8 protein-coding genes and 2 pseudogenes are annotated in these 18273 nt (G+C 60.2%); 8 read left to right on the top strand and 2 right to left on the bottom strand.

The genetic code is table 11. The annotated features are described in order from the left end of the window. Nucleotides 1-318: 318 nt before the first annotated feature. From ACTHND_RS06775 to ACTHND_RS06745, 7 genes and pseudogenes are all read left to right on the top strand, one after another. Entirely contained in the window at nucleotides 319-2694 is a 2376-nt protein-coding gene (locus ACTHND_RS06775) for a beta-L-arabinofuranosidase domain-containing protein (protein WP_440177043.1), read from the top strand. Nucleotides 2695-2712: 18 nt separating this feature from the next. Then, complete coding sequence (locus tag ACTHND_RS06770) at nucleotides 2713-4599, top strand: Svx/AvrXca family virulence/avirulence protein (RefSeq protein WP_440177041.1); 1887 nt, start codon at nucleotides 2713-2715, stop codon at nucleotides 4597-4599. 71 nt (nucleotides 4600-4670) lie between these two features. Then, the gene (locus tag ACTHND_RS06765; RefSeq protein WP_440177039.1) at nucleotides 4671-6947 is read left to right on the top strand and encodes an FdhF/YdeP family oxidoreductase; all 2277 of its coding nucleotides are present in this window, start codon (nucleotides 4671-4673) and stop codon (nucleotides 6945-6947) included. Then, nucleotides 6947-7762 carry a formate dehydrogenase accessory sulfurtransferase FdhD gene (gene fdhD / locus ACTHND_RS06760; protein ID WP_440177037.1) on the top strand — a complete coding sequence of 272 codons (816 nt, stop codon included), beginning with the start codon at nucleotides 6947-6949 and terminating at the stop codon, nucleotides 7760-7762. The genes ACTHND_RS06765 and fdhD overlap by 1 nt, the downstream gene beginning before the upstream one ends. 71 nt (nucleotides 7763-7833) lie before the next feature. Then, nucleotides 7834-8453: pseudogene (locus ACTHND_RS06755) on the top strand (glycoside hydrolase family 125 protein). A 24-nt stretch (nucleotides 8454-8477) separates the two neighbouring features. Next, nucleotides 8478-10778, top strand: a complete 2301-nt coding sequence (locus ACTHND_RS06750; RefSeq protein ID WP_440177035.1) for a GH92 family glycosyl hydrolase — start codon at nucleotides 8478-8480, stop codon at nucleotides 10776-10778. 69 nt (nucleotides 10779-10847) lie between these two features. Then, on the top strand, nucleotides 10848-12569 hold the full coding sequence (locus tag ACTHND_RS06745) for a tetratricopeptide repeat-containing sulfotransferase family protein (protein WP_440177033.1): 1722 nt from the start codon (nucleotides 10848-10850) through the stop codon (nucleotides 12567-12569). Here ACTHND_RS06745 and ACTHND_RS06740 read toward each other — a convergent pair. Both ACTHND_RS06740 and ACTHND_RS06735 read right to left on the bottom strand, forming a co-directional pair. After that, nucleotides 12556-14865, bottom strand: a complete 2310-nt coding sequence (locus ACTHND_RS06740; RefSeq protein ID WP_440177031.1) for a family 20 glycosylhydrolase — start codon at nucleotides 14863-14865, stop codon at nucleotides 12556-12558. The genes ACTHND_RS06745 and ACTHND_RS06740 overlap by 14 nt on opposite strands. A 125-nt stretch (nucleotides 14866-14990) precedes the next feature. Then, complete coding sequence (locus tag ACTHND_RS06735) at nucleotides 14991-17696, bottom strand: TonB-dependent receptor (protein ID WP_440177029.1); 2706 nt, start codon at nucleotides 17694-17696, stop codon at nucleotides 14991-14993. A 385-nt stretch (nucleotides 17697-18081) separates the two neighbouring features. Here ACTHND_RS06735 and ACTHND_RS06730 point away from each other — a divergent pair. Then, nucleotides 18082-18273: pseudogene (locus ACTHND_RS06730) on the top strand (glucose/galactose MFS transporter); the annotation flags it as partial.

Raw genomic sequence — 18273 nt, 5'->3', positions numbered from 1 at the left:
TATCGTGACAAATCTAATAACATGACAATTTAATGTAGCGAATATGCAACAGGTTAAGGGTAGGACCTACCCGCATTCCATTTACAGGAACGCAACCTGAAATCACTGATAATACATTGTATTAAATCATAAAATTGCAACCCTTACCGGCAGGTAATACAAAAACATCGACGATTTTCATACGCTCTCCGGACGAAATCCTGTCAAAAGTAAATATTTTTCGGGCCGAAACGCCACCGAATTACAGTAAGTTTGCGCTTTAAGGCTTGCAATTCAGCGTATATTGTATACCAAATTGTCCGACAACTGGAGGTAAAAATGGCCAATCTGACGGGCAATCGTCGCCAAATCTTAACTGCAACGGCGGCCTTCGCAGGGTTTGGCCTGTTTTCAAGCCGCAGTTTTGCCGGCAATATGACACCGCAAAAAATCAGCAGCCTGCCGCTGTCTGATGTGCGTCTCCTGCCCTCGCTCTACAAGACCGCGCTCGATGTCAACCACACCTATCTGCTGACGCTGGAGCCTGATCGCTTTCTGCATAATTTCCGCAAGGGTGCGGGTCTCAAGCCCAAGGCCGAAGCCTATGGCGGCTGGGAAAACGACACCATCGCCGGCCACAGCCTGGGTCACTATCTCTCCGCCATCGCGCTGATGTACGCCCAGACGGGTGATCCGGTGCTGAAACAACGCGCCGCCTATGTCATTGACGAACTGGCCCTGATCCAGGGCGCCCAGGGCGATGACTATGTCGCCGGCTTCCTGCGCAAGCGCAAGGACGGCACCATCGTCGATGGCAAGGAGATCTTCCCGGAGATAATGGCCGGTAATATCCGCTCTGCGGGCTTCGACCTTAATGGCTGCTGGGTGCCCTTCTACAACTGGCACAAGCTCTATAGCGGCCTGTTCGATGTTCAGGCGCTATGTGGTCTCGACAAGGCCATCCCGGTCGCGGTCAATCTCGGCGGCTATATCGACAAGGTCTTCGCCGCCCTCACCGACGCCCAGGTGCAGGAGGTACTGAACTGCGAGCACGGCGGCATCAATGACAGCTTCGCCGAGCTTTACCAGCGCACAAATGACCCGCGCTGGCTCAGGCTTTCGGAGCGCCTCTATCACCACAAGGTGCTCGATTCACTGGTGGCCCAGCAGGACAAGCTGGCCAATATCCACTCCAACACCAATATCCCGAAAGTCCTGGGCCTGGCACGTCTTTATGATGTCACCGGTAAGGCTGATTACCACACCGCCTCGGCCTTTTTCTGGGAGCGCGTCACCAAGCACCATTCGTTCGTCATCGGCGGCAATGGCGACCGCGAGTACTTCTTCGAACCGGACACAATTTCGAAGCACATCACCGAGGCGACCTGCGAACACTGCGCCACCTACAACATGATGAAGCTGACCCGCGACCTGTACCGCTGGTCACCCTATGCTTCATATTTTGACTATTTCGAGCGCGCCCACCTCAATCACGTCATGGCGCAGCAGAACCCCAAGACCGGCATGTTCTCCTACATGACGCCGCTGTTCACGGGGGCGGCCCGCGGCTTCTCCGATCCGATCGATAACTGGACCTGCTGCCACGGCACCGGTATGGAAAGTCACGCCAAACACGCCGAGTCGATCTACTGGCAGACCACAGATACCCTGTTCGTCAATCTCTATATCCCCTCGACCGCCAAGTGGGCCGGCAAGGGCGCCAGCGTGCGCCTCGATACCGGCTACCCCTATGACGGCGCGGTCAAGCTGAGCCTGACCAACCTGCGCCGTCCGGCCCGCTTCAAGCTGGCCCTGCGCGTGCCCGGTTGGGCGCGCACCGCCGCGCTAAAGCTCAATGGCAAGCCGGTCGAAGCCGCGCGCAACAACGGCTACCTGATCGTCGATCGCGTCTGGCAGGCGGGTGACAGCCTGGCGCTCGACCTGCCGATGGAACTGCACATCGAGCCGACCTCGGATAATCCCGGCGTGGTGGCGATCCTGCGCGGGCCTATGGTCATGGCGGCCGACCTTGCCTCGGTCGATGAGGATTACAAGGCCACCGATCCGGCCCTGGTGGGCAATGACCTGCTGGCCGGTTTCGCGCCGGTGGCCATCGAAAAAGCCGAGTTCAAGACCGTGGGAATCGGCCGTCCGGGCGAACTGAAGATCGTCCCCTTCTACAGCCAGTGGGAACGTCGCAGCGCCGTCTATTTCAAGGCGTTCGACGACGCCGCCTGGAAGGTGGAAGAAGCCGCCTTCCTCACCGAACAGGCCCGCCAGCGCGATCTGGCCGCCCGTTCGGTCGATGTTATGCACCTCGGCGAAATGCAGGCCGAGCGCGACCACAATCTCGAATCCGATGTTTCCTGGCCCGGCACCTATCGCGGCCGCAATGGCCGTGACGCCCGCTCCGGCGGCTTTATGTCCTTCACCATGGCCGTCAAACCCGGCCCGCTGGTGATGCAGGCGACCTATTGGGGCGATGACCGCTGCGATTTCGATATCCTGATCGACGGCCAGTTGCTGACCAATGTTTCGCACAAGACGCCGATGAAGCCGGGTGAGTTCTTCGATGAGCAGTATCCGGTGCCGGAAGCCCTGACCCAGGGCAAGACCTCGGTCACCGTCAAGTTGGTTCCGAAGGAAGGCCGCTCCACCGCCATGGTGTTCGACATCCTGCTCTTCACCGCCGCGCCCGCCGGCACCGCTGCATAAATATAAGAAAGCCCGTCCATGCTCCGCCATCCCTTGAGTGCCCGCGTATCCCTCCTTGCCTTGCTGCCGGTTTGCGCGCTCCTCACGGGATGCGGCGGCGGCAGTTCAGCCTCGGCGCAAACCCCGCCCGTGACGCCGCCTGTCACACCGCCCGTCACCGGTGCCTGCGCGGCCGGCACCTGGACCGTGGTTTCCGGCACGCCCGACGAACAGACCGTGCAGTACGAAACCGCGCATTTCGCCTTCCGCTGGAAGGATGGCGACGTCAACAAGGCTGATGCCGTCTCGGCCGGAGACTATCTGGAGACCGTCTGGACCACCTTTATCGGCCAGATCAAGTTCCCGGAGCCCTATTGCGACACCGCCAACAAGCACAAGGCCAATATCAATCTCGATCCGACCTTTGGCCTGACCGGCGGCCCGACCGGCGACCGCGACATGGGCATGTGGATCGGGCCACTGGCGCTCAAGGATCACTGGGGCCTGGCGCACGAATTCACCCATGCGCTGCAAGGCTCGACGCGCAGTTTCCGCGATGGCAAATATGTCGGCTGGCTGTGGGAAAGCCATGCCAACTGGATGGCCCACCAGATGCCGGAATACCGCAACGAGGTCCACTGTTCCGAACTGCTGGTCAATTTCCCGCACCTCTATTACGGCTCGACCCGCGATCGCTACTGCAACTGGCAGTTCCTCGAATACCTGAAAGACAAATACGGTTATGCGGCTGTCAACGACATCTGGGCCAATGGCCTGAAGCCCGACCAGGCTGGTTATCTGGAGGAAGATCCGTTCAGCACCCTGATGCGCAATCAGAAATGGTCGGTCGCCGACCTCAATGACGAGTTCGGCGAATGGGCGCTGCGCAACATCACCTGGGACTATGTCGACCATGACGGCAATGACCAGGGCCCGACCTACCGCGCCAAATATGGTTCCTATGACCAGCGCGACGGCCAGCGGGCCCTGCGGGTCACGTCGCTCGATCCGATGGACCTCGGCCAGCGCCGCTTTGCCGTGCCCAATGCGTGGGCGCCACAACGCTGGGGCTATAATGTCGTGCGCCTGATGCCTGATGCCGGCGCCACCAAGATCACCGTCAAATTCCGCGGTGTGGTGCAGACGGCGCCGGCCACGACCACCCTGCCCGGCTTTACCAATGCCCCAACCTCGATTCCGCAGCCCGATTCCGACTGGCGCTGGGGCGTGGTCGCCATCCAGGCCGACGGCACGCCGCGCTATGGTCCGCTGATGGGCGGTGCCGATGGCGACCTGTCGTTCGATCTCAAGGCCGGCGATCAGGCGGTCTATATGGTCGTGGTCGGCACGCCCTCCAGCCAGCAGAAGATCCAGTGGGACCAGGCGTACTATTCCATTTATCGTTACCCATGGATGGTGCAACTGACCGGCGCCCTGCCGCAAGGGTATGAGCCGGGTTATACGCCGGGCACAGGCGGCCATATCCAGGCCAATGGCGGCGGCTGGGTCAGCAATGCCGCCCATGTCGACGCCTCGGTCTATGTCGGCCCCTATGCTCGCGTCACCGGCGGCACGGTCAAAGGCAATGCCCGCATCGAGGACCACGCCCTGGTGCGTGGCGGCACGGTCTCCGGCCATGCGGTCATCGGCGCCATGAGTATCATCGACGATGGCGTGACCGTTACCGATAACGCCAAGGTCGAGACCACCTTCCTCGGTATCGGCGGTTTCGAGCCAGGCACCGAACTGTCCGGTACCGCCGAAATCCTGGGCGATGCCGAGGTGCGCGGCGGCCCCAAGCTCAGCAAGGGCGTCTACAGCGGCTTTGTCGATCAGTCATCACAGACCGATCCGAAACAGGGCGCCGACCTGACCGCCCCAGTGCCGGAAGTGACCTCGACCGCGCCCTATGTCTGGCGACCATAAACACCTGACAAGGCTATTGGAACCTGCCTTCGAGGGGTGATACAAGGTCTCTCCAGCAGGCAGGAGTCGCCATGTCAGACGAAGGTATCCGCGAATTTCATGCCCCGGCCGGCGGCTGGGGCGCGCTCAGGGCCGTGGCGCGGACCCTGCGCAGCCAGATGGATATCGTGGCCGGCTCGCAAACCCTGATGCGCAACAACCAGCCGCACGGCTTTGACTGTCCCGGCTGCGCCTGGCCCGATCCGAAACACACCTCGGCGTTTGAATTCTGCGAGAACGGCGCAAAGGCCGTCACCTGGGAAGCAACCAGAAAACGCGCTACGCCCGAGGTTCTGGCGCAACACAGCGTGCGCGAACTGCTCACCTGGCATGATCACGATATCGAGGACCTGGGCCGGCTCACCCACCCGATGATCTATGATCCGGCCAGCGACCGCTATGTCGAAATCGCCTGGACTGAGGCGTTCCAGCGCATCGCCACGGCCCTGAACGCCCTGCCCGACCCGAACATGGCGGAGTTCTATACGTCCGGCCGCGCCTCCAACGAAGCGGCCTTTCTCTTTCAGCTTTTCGTGCGCGCCTACGGCACCAATAACTTCCCCGACTGCTCGAACATGTGCCATGAGGCCACCAGCGTCGGACTGGCGCAGGTCATCGGGCTCGGCAAGGCGTCGGTGACGCTGGAAGACTTCGACCATGCCGACGCCATCTTCTCCATCGGCCACAATCCCGGCACCAACCATCCGCGCATGATGGCCACCCTGCGCGAAGTCTCCAAGCGCGGCGCGCCGATCGTGGTGTTCAATCCACTGAAGGAGCGCGCCCTTGAGCGCTTCGCCTCGCCGCAATCGCCTGTCGAAATGGCGACCCTGACCGCGACGCCGATCGCCAGCGATTATCTGCAACTGAAGATCGGCGGCGATATCGCGGCCCTGAAAGGCGTCATGAAGGCGGTCATCGCGCTCGATGACGCCGATCTGGCCGCCGGCGGCGACGGCGTGCTCGACCGCAAATTCCTGGCCGAACATACGGTCGGCATCGAGGCAATCATCGCCGATCTGCGCGCCTGTTTGTGGGAAGATATCGAGGCCGCATCCGGACTGACCCGTGCCCAGCTTGAACATGCCGGTCAGATCTACGCGAAAGCTAAATCCGTTATCGTCTGTTACGGCATGGGTGTCACCCAGCACAGCCACGGCACCGCCGCCGTGCAGCAGATTTCCAACCTGCTGCTTTTGCGTGGCAATTACGGCCGCCCCGGCGCCGGCATCTGTCCCCTGCGCGGGCATTCCAATGTGCAGGGCGACCGCACCGTCGGTATAGATGAAAAGGCGCCCGCCCATTTGCGCGAAGGCATCAGGCGTGTCTATGGCTTCGAGCCGCCGGTGGCGCATGGTCATGATGCCGTAGCGGCCATGCAGGCCATGGCGGAGGGGCGTTCCAAGGTCATGGTCTGCCTCGGCGGCAATCTGGCCGTCGCCATGTCGGACCCGGCGCGCAGTTTCGCGGCGGTGCGCGGGCTCGATCTCGCTGTGCATGTCGCCACCAAGCTCAACCGTTCGCATCTGTTGCTGGCGAAGGAAAACATCCTCCTGCCCTGCCTCGGCCGCACCGAACTGGACATGCAGGCATCCGGCCCGCAATCGGTAACGGTCGAGGACACCATGTCGATGGTCCACGCCTCCACCGGCAAGCTGCCGCCGCCTTCCGAACATGTCCGTTCGGAACCGTGGATCGTGGCGAACCTGGCGCGCGCGGTCCTTGGCGATCGCTTCGCCATCCCCTGGGAAGCCTATGCCGATGATTACAGCCTGATCCGCGACGCCATCGCGCAGGTGTTGCCGGCCTTCCGTGACTATAACGAGCGTATCCGCACGCCGGGCGGATTCCGGCTGCCGGTCGGCCCGTCCGAGCGTCTTTGGAAAACCCCGTCCGGCAAGGCGGAGTTCCGTGTCTTCCCGGGCCTGCACGCCGAGGCCGTCAATCCCGATCCGGATGTGCTGACCTTGACGACCCTGCGCAGCCACGACCAGTACAACACCACCATCTACGGCCTTGACGACCGCTATCGCGGTGTTTTCGGCCGCCGTGATGTCGTGTTCATGAACCCGGACGACCTGGCGGCGCGCGGCCTCGTCACCGGCGATGTGGTGGATGTATCCTCGGCAATTTCGGATGCTGTCCTGGCCGGCTATTCGGTCGTCAGTTACAATATCCCGCGCGGCTGCGCCGCCGCCTACTACCCTGAGGCCAATGTGCTGATCCCGCTGTCGCGCCACGACAAGGCCAGCGGCACGCCGTCGTACAAGTCCGTTCCGGTACGGATATCGCGCGCGGCAACCGCCTGATGGCCTCCCTCCCCGCGCCGGTCTCCCGCGTCACCCCCATCATCTGGACCGGTTCAGCCAATGCCGGCCAGCGCCATGTCGCCGAGGAAGTGCCGGTGGCCCTGGTTTACGACGCCTCGACCGAGGCTGTCATGATGGCGACCCCGGCCGATCTCGAAGATTTCGCCTATGGGTTCAGCCTCAATGAGGGCCTGATCTCGCAGATGGAAGACATCCGGCGTCTGGACATCGTACCCGGTCCAAACGGCATCGAAGCCCGGATGTGGCTGACGCCGGCACACAGCCAGGCGATGACCGCGCGCCGCCGCAGCCGCACCGGCCCCACGGGTTGCGGGCTGTGCGGCCTGGACAGCCTGGAAGAGGTTTTGCGGTTACGCACACCGATCCGGCCGTCCGCCCTGCGCCTGACCGCGTCCGATATCATGGCAGCCGTGACATCGCTTGAGACCCGGCAGCCGCTCGGCGACCAGACACGGGCCGTCCATGCCGCTGGCTTCTGGATGCCCCGCGAGGGACTTGTCGCGGTGCGGGAAGATGTCGGCCGGCACAATGCGCTCGATAAGCTGGCCGGCGCCCTGGCCCGCACCGGCGTCAGGGGCGAAACCGGCGCCATCGTCCTGACCAGCCGTATATCGGTCGAGATGGTGCAGAAGGCTGCGGCGATCGGCGCGCCGGTCCTGATCGCCATCTCGGCCCCCACGGCCCTGGCCCTGCGCACGGCAGAGGCCGCCGGCCTGACCGTGATCGCCGTCGCCCGTCACAATGGCTTCGAGGTCTTCACCCATCCGGAACGCATTGTGCTGGCGGATTCCTGAGCGTCGTGAGGTTACCACCGCCCGCATTGCCGACTTCAGGCCATTTCATCTGCCCGGCAGGTAAAAAATACATGCAGCCCTGTGTTTATCTATCCGGCTGTCGCACCGTTACAGGAAACTACCGGCGACACCACGCCCTTCGATGCCGAATGGCACCAGGCGATGAGACCGTGGTCATGACCTTCCGGACCCAGCAGCGCAAAACTGACCCCGCACTTATCGCTTATGCGCAAAGCGACCTCCTCGAACGAAATGATGCCGCTGAGCGGCCACAGCGCGCCGACCAAAAAGGTCAATCCATTCCGGCTTCCGGCCTCGGTTTCGATGCTGCCTTCCGCACCGACCTCGCCGACGAAATAGGCACGGCCGCCGCGCAATATGGTAAACATCGCCTGCCGGATGGCACCACGGTTTGGGCCTATGAGGCCGACGGTTTCGGCAATACGCTCTTCATGGACGACGCCAATGTGCCGAACGTGCTAGCCCGCCCTATCTCGATATCTGCGAGACCACCGATCCACCCTATCAGGCCACACACACCGCCGTCTGGAGCGACGCCAATCCTTACTTCTTAAAGGGTACGGCCGCGGAAGTCATAGGCGGACCGCATATCGGTCTGGATATTATCTGGCCCCGATGTCGCTGTTCGGCGAGCTGGTGCTTGACATTAACCGCCGCAAGTCGAAACTGATGTAGTCTGTTGCGTGGGGGACTAATGCTGTCGCGTCGTTCATTACTGGCTTCCAGCGCCGCTGCCGGCATTGCCGCTGCCCTGCCTCGCCTGGCTGCCGCGCAAACAACCGGCTTCGGCCGTTTTGTTGATCCAATGATCGGCACTGGCGGCCATGGCCATGTCTATCCCGGCGCCAGCGTGCCCTTCGGCATGATCCAGTTATCGCCCGATACCGACAATGCCCGCTGGGACGCCTGCTCGGGCTTTTATTATGACGACAAGACCCTGCTGGGTTTTTCGCACACCCATCTCTCCGGCACTGGTGCGTCTGACATGCTCGACCTGCTGGTGGTGCCGGCCATTGGCGAGGTGCGCATCAAGCCGGGGACATTGGCCGATCCGCAGGGCAGTTATCGCACGGCGATGAGCCATGCTCAGGAGCAATCCCGTCCGGGTTATTACAGCCTTGCCCTGCCGGAAAGCGACATCCGCGCCGAACTGACGGCTTCGGCCCGCGCCGGCCTGCATCGCTATACTTTTCCGGAAGGCAAGTATGCGCACCTGCTGATCGACTGGGCGCACGGCTTCCGCAATTACGACGGCAGCGCCACAAGGATCATCGCTTCGTCTATCGAACTGCGCGATGAACAGGTGCTGGTCGGCTCGCGCCAGGTGCGGCAGTGGGCGCAGGGGCGCTATATCCATTTCGCCATGAAGCTGTCGCAGCCGGCGGCGTCGATGACCTTTTACAAGGACGATACCGAAATCACCGGCGCGACCACCTATCAGGGCCAGTCGCTGAAGGTGGCTCTGCATTTTGGCCAGGCGCTGAATGGCCCTTTGCTGGTCAAGGTGGGCCTGTCGGCGGTCGACATCGCCGGCGCCCTGAAAAATCTGGAGGAAGATGGACTGGGCTTCGACTTCGAGGCCATGTCCGGCCAGGCCGCCGCGCAATGGGATACGCACCTGTCACCCATTGAAATCACTACCGATAATGCCGACCAGCGCGCCATATTTTACACAGCCCTCTATCATGCCCAACTGGCCCCCACCCTGTTCTGCGACTCCGATGGCCGTTACCGCGGCATGGACAAGCAGGTGCATCAGCTTGAACCGGGCAAGGCCAATTACAGCACCTACAGCCTGTGGGACACTTACCGCGCCCTGCATCCCCTGCTGACGATCATCGATCCGCCACGCGCCGCCGCCTTCGCGCAGAACCTGATCGAACAGGGCGAACAAAGCCCTTCCGGGCCGGTGATCTGGCCACTGCAAGGCGTAGAGACCTTCTGCATGATCGGCTGGCACTCCGCCGTGGTCATCGCCGAAGCCATCCATAAGGGCCTGCCCGTCGATGCCAAACGCGCCTGGGCGCTCTATCGCCAGTTGGCCTTTGGCCGCAATACGCCGGGCCTGAACGCCTATCGCGGTTTTGGCTTTATCCCGTGCGACCTGGAAGGTGAATCCGTCTCCAAGACGCTGGAATATGCCTATGACGACTGGGCGATGTCGCATATTGCCCAGGCTGCCGGCGATTATATGAGCGCAGCCTTGCTCAGAGAACGCTCGCGCAATTACCGTAATGTCTTCGATGGCGTCATTCAATTCTGTCGGCCGCGCCTGATGAGTGGCCAGTGGGCCCTGCCCTTCGATCCGCGCAGCATGGGATATGACTCGAAAAGATGGTGGGACTATACCGAGAGCAATGCCTGGCAGGCCACCTTCCTGAACCAGCACGATCTTTATGGCCATATCGGCCTGTTCGGCGGAGATGCGGCCTTCGAGGCCAAGCTGGATGCCCTGTTCAACGCGCCTTCCGACCTGCCGCCGGACGCTCCGCCGGATATGACTGGGATGATCGGGCAATATGTTCACGGTAATGAACCGAGTCACCATATCGCCTATCTCTATGCTTATTGTGGCGCGCATTACAAAACCCAGGCGCGCATCCGCGACATCCTGAAAACCCAGTATCGCGCGGCGCCGGACGGCATGGCGGGCAATGAGGACTGCGGCCAGATGAGCGCCTGGTACATCCTTTCGGCGCTCGGCTTTTATCCGGTCGATCCGGTAGGCGGCATCTATGTCTTCGGCTCCCCCCTGTTCCCGGAGGCGCGTATTCACCTGCCTGAAGGCCGCACACTGACCATTCGTGCAGAGGGCGCGGAAACGAAGCCCTATATCTCAGGCGTCACCTGGCAGGGCCGCCTCTGGACACGCTCATGGATCAGCCACGCCGACCTGATGCAGGGCGGCGAACTGGTGTTCGTGATGTCGGATAAACCCAATCCGGCCTTCGGTTTCGATATCACCGACCGGCCACCATCGTTTCAGTTTAGCTGAGCCGGGCTTCTCTTGAGGAAAAAGGAGAATCTGCCTACATCTTGTATATTAGTGCCGCATGGAGTTCTCTTGACTGCACCGCCCCACCTGCTTGTTCTCAAGGGCCGACAGGCATTTCAGGCCGGTGATTTTTCCGGTGCGCTCAGTCTGTGCGGAATGCGGCTGAATGAAGCGCCAGACGATGGCGACGCACTGGAGCTAAAGGCGGTTATCCAGTCCGCCCGCAAGGATTTTCGCGCCGCTGAAACCACCATGCGACAGGCCATTGCTTACAATCCATCCAGTGACTGGGCACTGAATGACCTGACGCAACTGCTGCATTCTCAAGGTCATAAGGCAGCCGCGGAAGCCGCCGCCCGCGCGGCCCTGATCGCCCGGCCTGAAGATCCACAGGCACACCTGCAACTGGCCGTTATTCTCGGTGAAAAGGACGACCTGCCGGCGGCAGAATTTCATAACCGCCGCGCCCTCGAACTGGCCGGACCGCATCCGCAGATCCTAGTCAATCTCGGCCTGACGCTTTATAATCAGGGCCGGGTTGACGACGCCCTGCCGGCACTCATGGAGGCCCATCGCATGCAGCCGGATTCGGCGCAGATCATGGCGCATATTTCCCGCGCATATGAGGCCAAACGCGACATGGCGGATGCCTATATCTGGCTGGAACGCGCGGAAGCGCTAGGAAAGCGGACCGGTGAGGACTTCACCCTTTTGCGCGCCCTTTATCTGCGTCATGCCGGCCAGCCGAAGCAGGCCCTGGAACTAATCGACCAATCGAAGGATGCACCGGGCGCCCCCGCCCTGCTCGAACGCGCGGTTTTACTCGATAAACTGGGCCGTCATGACGAGGCCATGCAGAGCTTTGTCACTGCCAAGGCACGCCTGGCCAGCGATATGGGCGTGCGTTACGACGCGGCGAAAGTGACGGCTGAATTTGCCGCGCTTAAAGCCGTCTTTACAGTGCAAAACCTGGCGCACCTGCCAAAAGCCGGTATCCGCCGGGATACGCCGCAGCCGATCTTCATCCTGGGCTTTCCGCGCTCGGGCACCACCCTGATCGAGCAGATGCTCAGCAGCCATCCTGATGTCAGTGCCGGCGGAGAACTGCCTTTCGTCCATGAATGGCAAAAACTGATCGATGACCTCCTGCCCGGCGACCAGCCTTTTCCGCAACGGCTGGCTCAGAGCCAGGCCGCGGATTACCGCCATATTCCCGGCCTGCTGCGTGACTATTATCTCGGCCGCGCCGAAACCTATGGCCTCCTGGGCGAAAACAAGCGTTTCTTCACCGACAAGATGCCGCTAAATGACGTCCACCTGCCGCTGATCCGCCTGGCCTTTCCCGAGGCTGCGGTCATCCGCATGATCCGCCACCCGCTCGATGTCGCCATCTCCATGCTCTCGCATAACCTGACGCATGGCTATAATTCAGGCTACCGGCTGGAGACCATCATCGCCCATATGGTGGCGATGCATGATCTCAACAGCCATTATGACGCGGCGCTCGGCCATCCGGCGCTGGACCTTAAATATGAACAGTTCGTGGCGGAGCAAAAGGGCCATACCATGCGCGTGCTGGGTCATATCGGACTGGGCTTTCACGAAGCCTGCCTGCGGTTCCATACCAATCCGCGCCACGCCCCCACCCCTTCCTATGCGCAGGTATCGAAGCCGATAAACGACCGCTCGATCGGACGCTGGAAGCCCTATGCCCGTTTCTTTGCGCCCTACATGGATCGGATCGGACCTGTGATCGAAACACTGGGATATGAGGCGCCTATTTCGGACTGAGGCGGATATCCTTCAGCGCCCACTGCACCGGCGGCGCTTTTTGCGCGAAGGTCAGGCAAAGGTCATGCGAACCCGCCGCAGCCGGTATCTGTCCGCGCAGTTCGTTCACACCACCACGCCTGACCGCCTTTCCGATCGGCAGGGCGGTGACAAGCGGGCCGTCGCAACGATCGAGATGGATATTGAACTCACCCTCCGGCGTCGTCGGCGTATCGACCTTGACCGGATCGGGGTGATTGCCGAGCTGGAAGTTGAACGGGAAGTCGGCGATATGGACCGTGACATCAAAGCCTTTTGACGTGTCGGCCTTGCGCCATATCCAGCAGGGATTGAGGATATCCATCAGGATCACCGCGCGGGCACCCTTGAAATCCGTGCTGTCGTCTTCGAGGTTGAGCACCAGCTTGCCGGCGCAGGTTTCCAGTTGCTGGCTGACGCGCGTTTCCAACAGCGGCCGGGTGAGGAGATAGCTTTTTGGTTTTCCCAGCGGCTGGCCGTTCAGAAAGGTCTGGGTTGTCAGTTTTGTGCCGAGCGGCAGGGTGAGCGGCTCAGTATAAGCCGGCGACTTGGCCGTAGGCAAAGAACCACCAGTGGCATAATGCACCTCGCCCAGTTCCAGATCCTTGCTCAAGGTGGCCATAACCCTGGCCGCGCCTGCCGGGGCCAGCGACAATTGCGCATCGAATGGCGCCTGGTCATAGCGAATGCCGAGCGCGCTCAGGCGATTGAGATCAGCCGGCAGGCGTTCGGTAAAGCCCTGCCACGATCGCACATCAGGCGCACTCCAGCCGATTTCAGCAAAGGCCACCATGCGCGGAAAGACCTGGCGTTCGACGCGCTCATCGGTGCGGGCATGTTCCGTCCAGATATTGCCCTGAAGCCCCAGGATATGCTTGCGGGCCTCCGGCGCAATCTCGTCGGGCGCCGGATTGAACGCATAGGCGTCCTTCAGGGTAATGATCTGACCACGGCCCGGCGGCTCGTCGGGAGCACCACTTTGCCGGTGATTGAGATAGAGCACCGGGGCCGGTGACAGCACCGTATCGTGGCCCAGTTTCGCCGCCGCCACGGCGCCATCGATGCCGCGCCAGCTCATGACAGTGGCGTCGGGCGCGATACCGCCTTCGAGGATCTCATCCCAGCCAATCAGACGGCGGCCCTTTTCCGTCAGGTGCTGGCCGACACGGTCGATAAACCAGCTTTGCAGTTCCATCTCGTTCTTCAGGCCCAGTTCTTTCATCTTCGCCTGAATTTCGGGACTGGCTTCCCATTGCGGCTTGATCGCCTCGTCGCCGCCGACATGTATATATTGGCTGGGGAAGATATCCATCACCTCATCGAGCACCGTATCAATAAAGGTAAAGGTGCCGTCCCTGACATTATAGAGGTTGGGATAAACACCCCAGTCCGATAGCCCCTGCTTCGGCGGCGTGCCTTCCGTCCCCAGCTCCGGATAGGCTGTGATGGCGGCCGTGGCATGACCCGGCACATCGATTTCCGGCACAACGGTGATATTGCGGGCCGCGGCGTAGGCGACGATATCGCGCGCCTCGGCCTGCGTATAAAACCCGCCATACATCACGGGCTTGCCTTGGCCGTCCACACCTGCGGCACCGGCTTCCTGCCTGAAAGCCGTCTTGGCGGTGAGGTCGGGATAAGCCTTGATCTCCAGCCGCCAGCCCTGGTCGTCCGTCAGGTGCCATTGCAGGACATTGAGCTTTTGCGACGCCATGCCGTCGATAAGACGCTTGATCTCTTCGGGTGACTGAAAATGACGGACAGAATCGATCATCAGGCCGCGCCACTTGAACCGCGGCGTGTCGAAAATGCTCACCGCCGGCAGGTCCACCGCCCCTTTTGCCGCATCCGGCGTCGCCAGTTGCCACAGGGTCACCGCGCCATAAAAGGCGCCGGCGCGGCTGACGGCGCCGATGGTCACGCCATCACTTGAGACGCTCAGATGATAGGCTTCATGGTCTTCAGCCACCAGGGTCTGAATGCGGTTGAACCGGACGGCTTTCTCACCCTCGACCGGCGCGGCCTCACTGATTTCCAGTGTCAGCCCGCGCGTCGTTTTCAGGGTATCGCGCAGCCAGGTGGCGACACTCATCAGTTCGGCATCACCCGCCGGGACATGGATTTTCGTGGCATCGCTGAGCGAAAAAGCCCCATCCCCCAGGGTCATCTGCGCCGGCATCGGCGTCAGGGCCGGTGCTGGTGCCGCCAAGGCGGGAATGACGGAAAAAGCCGCGACACAGGCCGAAATGATCAGTCCCTTGTGAAAAGCGAATGCCATGGGTGTCTCCTGTTATAACGCGCAGGTTGCCTGCTTCATAAAAAAGAGCAAGCCCCGCTAAGGAAGCTTGCTCTGAGGAGAGGAAACAGGTGCGGAAACGGCGTTAACCGCTCCCGCTGGATGCTTTAGTACTTAAAGCGCGCCCCCAGATAGAAGGATTGGCCGTTGTCATAAATGGCGCGCGGAAACTGCGGCGATCCCACAAAGTAGTAGAGCTTCTCGTGCAGAAGGTTCTGCGCGTCCAGGGTCAGGGCGATGTGGTCACTCAGGTTATAGCTGAACGAACCATCCAGCGTTCCATAATTATCTTGCCACATGGCCGCACCCCGATCGAGACCGGAGACGAACTTGGAGCGGTAATTATAAGCCAGACGCGTGCTGATCTTTTCATTCTCGAAGTAGCCGGTCAGGTTGGCCGTGTTCTCAGAATTGCCGTCCAGGGCCGAACCATCATTTTTCCTGGCATTGGAATAGGTGTAGTTGAAAATGAAGCCGAAGCCGTAGGCGAGCGGTTGTTGCAGGTTAAATTCGAAACCCGCATCCTTGGCACCACCACCGTTAGTTGGCCCGGTCATTTCAAATACCGCGCCAGGATCGGGATAAGCAACCGGATCGTTGTCGTGGTTCAGTTGGGTCTGCTGCGTGATCAGATATTGGTAGAACTTTTCCTGGGTGGTGAAGTTCGAAATCTGGAGGTCAAACAGCGTGAAGGACACCAGGGCTTCCGGCCCATAGTAATATTCAACACCAGCATTATATTGCCAGGCGCGGAACGGCATGAGCGTAGGGTTACCACCTGCCGTACCCTTGAAGTTGGTGCTGTCGACTGTGAAGGCACCAGCCAGTTGAGCATAACCCGGACGGCTCATGACGCTTGCAGCACCAGCACGGAACACCAAGGTGTCCGAAGGCCTATAGGTGAAGTTAGCGCTGGGGAGGATATCCCAGTACTTATTCTCCGTGTCGATCTCGGCATAGGCGCCGAAAACACTCGGAGTTGTCGGCGTGCCGGCGGGAACGTTGGTGGTGTACTGGATCGCCGTGGTGTCCGTATGTACGGCACGCAGACCGACGTCGCCACGCCATTTATCGCCGCCCAATTTAGCCATTACGTAATAAGCTTCGGACTTTTCACGGACGGCAAACGAGGCCGGCGCGTAGAAACCGAACTTGCGGCCACCATTGTTTTCATCCAGGAACTTGTAGACGGCATCGCCATTGGCGAAGGAGTAACCCGGAATCGAGCCCGGCAGTCCGTCACCGTAGTCGCTCGGGGTCACGTCGCCCGTGAAGACAGTGCCGAGGCCGACCGTATTTGTACCGCTGTAGGCGCCGTTGCCCCCCCACGAATAGGCCAGATAGTCCAGCCCATGGAAGTGATCAGTCGCACGGGCACCGAACTTGATTTGGCGGACGAGGTCGTCACCCAGGTCATAAGCCACATCGATCTTGGCATAGGCTTCACGGTCTGGCGCCTTGATGGTGCCGCCCCAGGACCAACTGAAGTTATTGTTCAGGTAAGCCGCTGAAGTCGGGTCGCTGGGCAAACCATTAAAGGCAACCTGCGTGACCTTGCCGAGGTCATAGCTGGCGCCGACATTGTTCCAGTAGGTTTCCCAGGCGGCCGTGTCGTCGGTAACACCATTACCGGAAGTGAAGCCCAGTTGGCCCTTGATCGCCCATTTGTCGGTTGGGCGCCATGTCATATCGATGTTCAGGTCATAGGAATCAGAATGAGCCTGACGGAAGATATCGTCCTGGACAATGGAACTGGTCGTCGGCGACGCATCCCAACTGGCTGACGTTACATACGTCTTGCCGCTATCCGCAGCATTGGTAGCCGTGGTGTAGGCGGTCGGCGTTGTGGCCGAAAGCTTGGAGCCCCACAGCATAAAATTATGGTTCTCATTATTGGCCTCCAGGTGGGTATAGAGACCAGAGAAATCAAATTCGAGCGTGTCTGACGGTTTCCACTGCACCATGAAGTTACCGCCTTCGCGGACGCGCTTCTGGGTGAAGTATGCGGATCCGATCAGAGAAGGAACAGCCATGGTCTGACCGCTTCCGGCGAAGTTGGCCACGTCATTATAACCCAGGACTTCCTGGCCATCGCGGCGGAATTCACGCGCTTCATAATAAGCACCAACCAAAATGCCGAGAGTATGAGCGTCATTTTTCCAGCTATACATGCCAGAGATATTAGGTTCCCACTTATCGGCGAGTGTCGCATACATGCCTTGAGCCGACAGCGCAAAGCTGTTGGCGGGCATATCAAGCGGCTTGCGCACATGAACGTCGACTGTTCCGCCAACACCACCTTCCGGCAGGTCAGCAGAAGACGCCTTTATGACTTCTACAGAGCCAACAACTTCCGAAGGCAGCATGGTATAGTTGAATGAACGTCCAGCATTGGTCTGATCGAGCACGAACCAGTCGCCAGTCGCCATGTTGTGACCGTCCATCAAGGTCAGGTTGAGGTTCGGATCGGTGCCGCGGATCGAGATACGTTCATTCTCACCGAAACCGCCGGCATTGGCTGAGCCAGTAACGACATTAACGCCAGTAGCGCGTGCCAGTGAGTCGGCAACGTTCTTGTCGGGGAACTTGCCGATATCTTCGGCGGTGATGACTTCCTCGACGCGGTCGGCATTGCGCTTTTGCTTCAGCGCCGATTGCAGCGACTTGCGGATACCGGTGACGACAACGGTTGTGTCATCGGCCGGCGCGGCGCCCTCCGCCGCGTCCTGGGCATAGGCATGGACGCCCATCGAAAGGCCCAGCGCCAGCGTGGCCGCCGCGCTGGTCATGAGAATATGACGTTTGAATTTCATCTGTGTAGCTTCCCTATTATGCAGTGTGCCGCCCGCGGCAGGGCGAACCCCTAAATCCTGATACTGCCGCATTTCTCATTGGACAGGCCCGAATTGGAAGCCATTACAATACCAAATGACACCAATAAAATACCTGACGCTGCATAAGTGCTATCTCCGGTCTCGCAAAACTGTCAACTTAGAATCGCACAGATATTAAATTGGGCTACGCTTGCGTCGGAAATGTTACAAATTTATCGCATATTTTGTATGATAATTTGTGAAAAGTGGTATATTTTCCCTATAATTTACGATGTACGGCAAATTTTTACGAAGACCGATTGCATTTTGGATTCAATTCAGCCATACCACTTAAAGGAATTGGTATTATAGGGGAAACAACATCATGCCGACACCTGGACCCGTAACTGCCGCGAACGCACCTGATAAAACGCCTTGGGGGGCGGTGCTGATGTTCTGCGGCCTGTTCGCCATCTTCGGCTTCGTCACCTGGCTGAACGGCCCGCTGATCACCTTCTCCAAGCTGGCCTTTTCCTTGAGCGATGTCGAAGCCTTCCTGGTGCCGTCGGTCTTCTAC

It is taken from the genome of Asticcacaulis sp., assembly GCF_051954415.1.
Lineage (GTDB): Bacteria > Pseudomonadota > Alphaproteobacteria > Caulobacterales > Caulobacteraceae > Asticcacaulis.
This window is presented reverse-complemented; position numbering and strand designations above follow the sequence as displayed.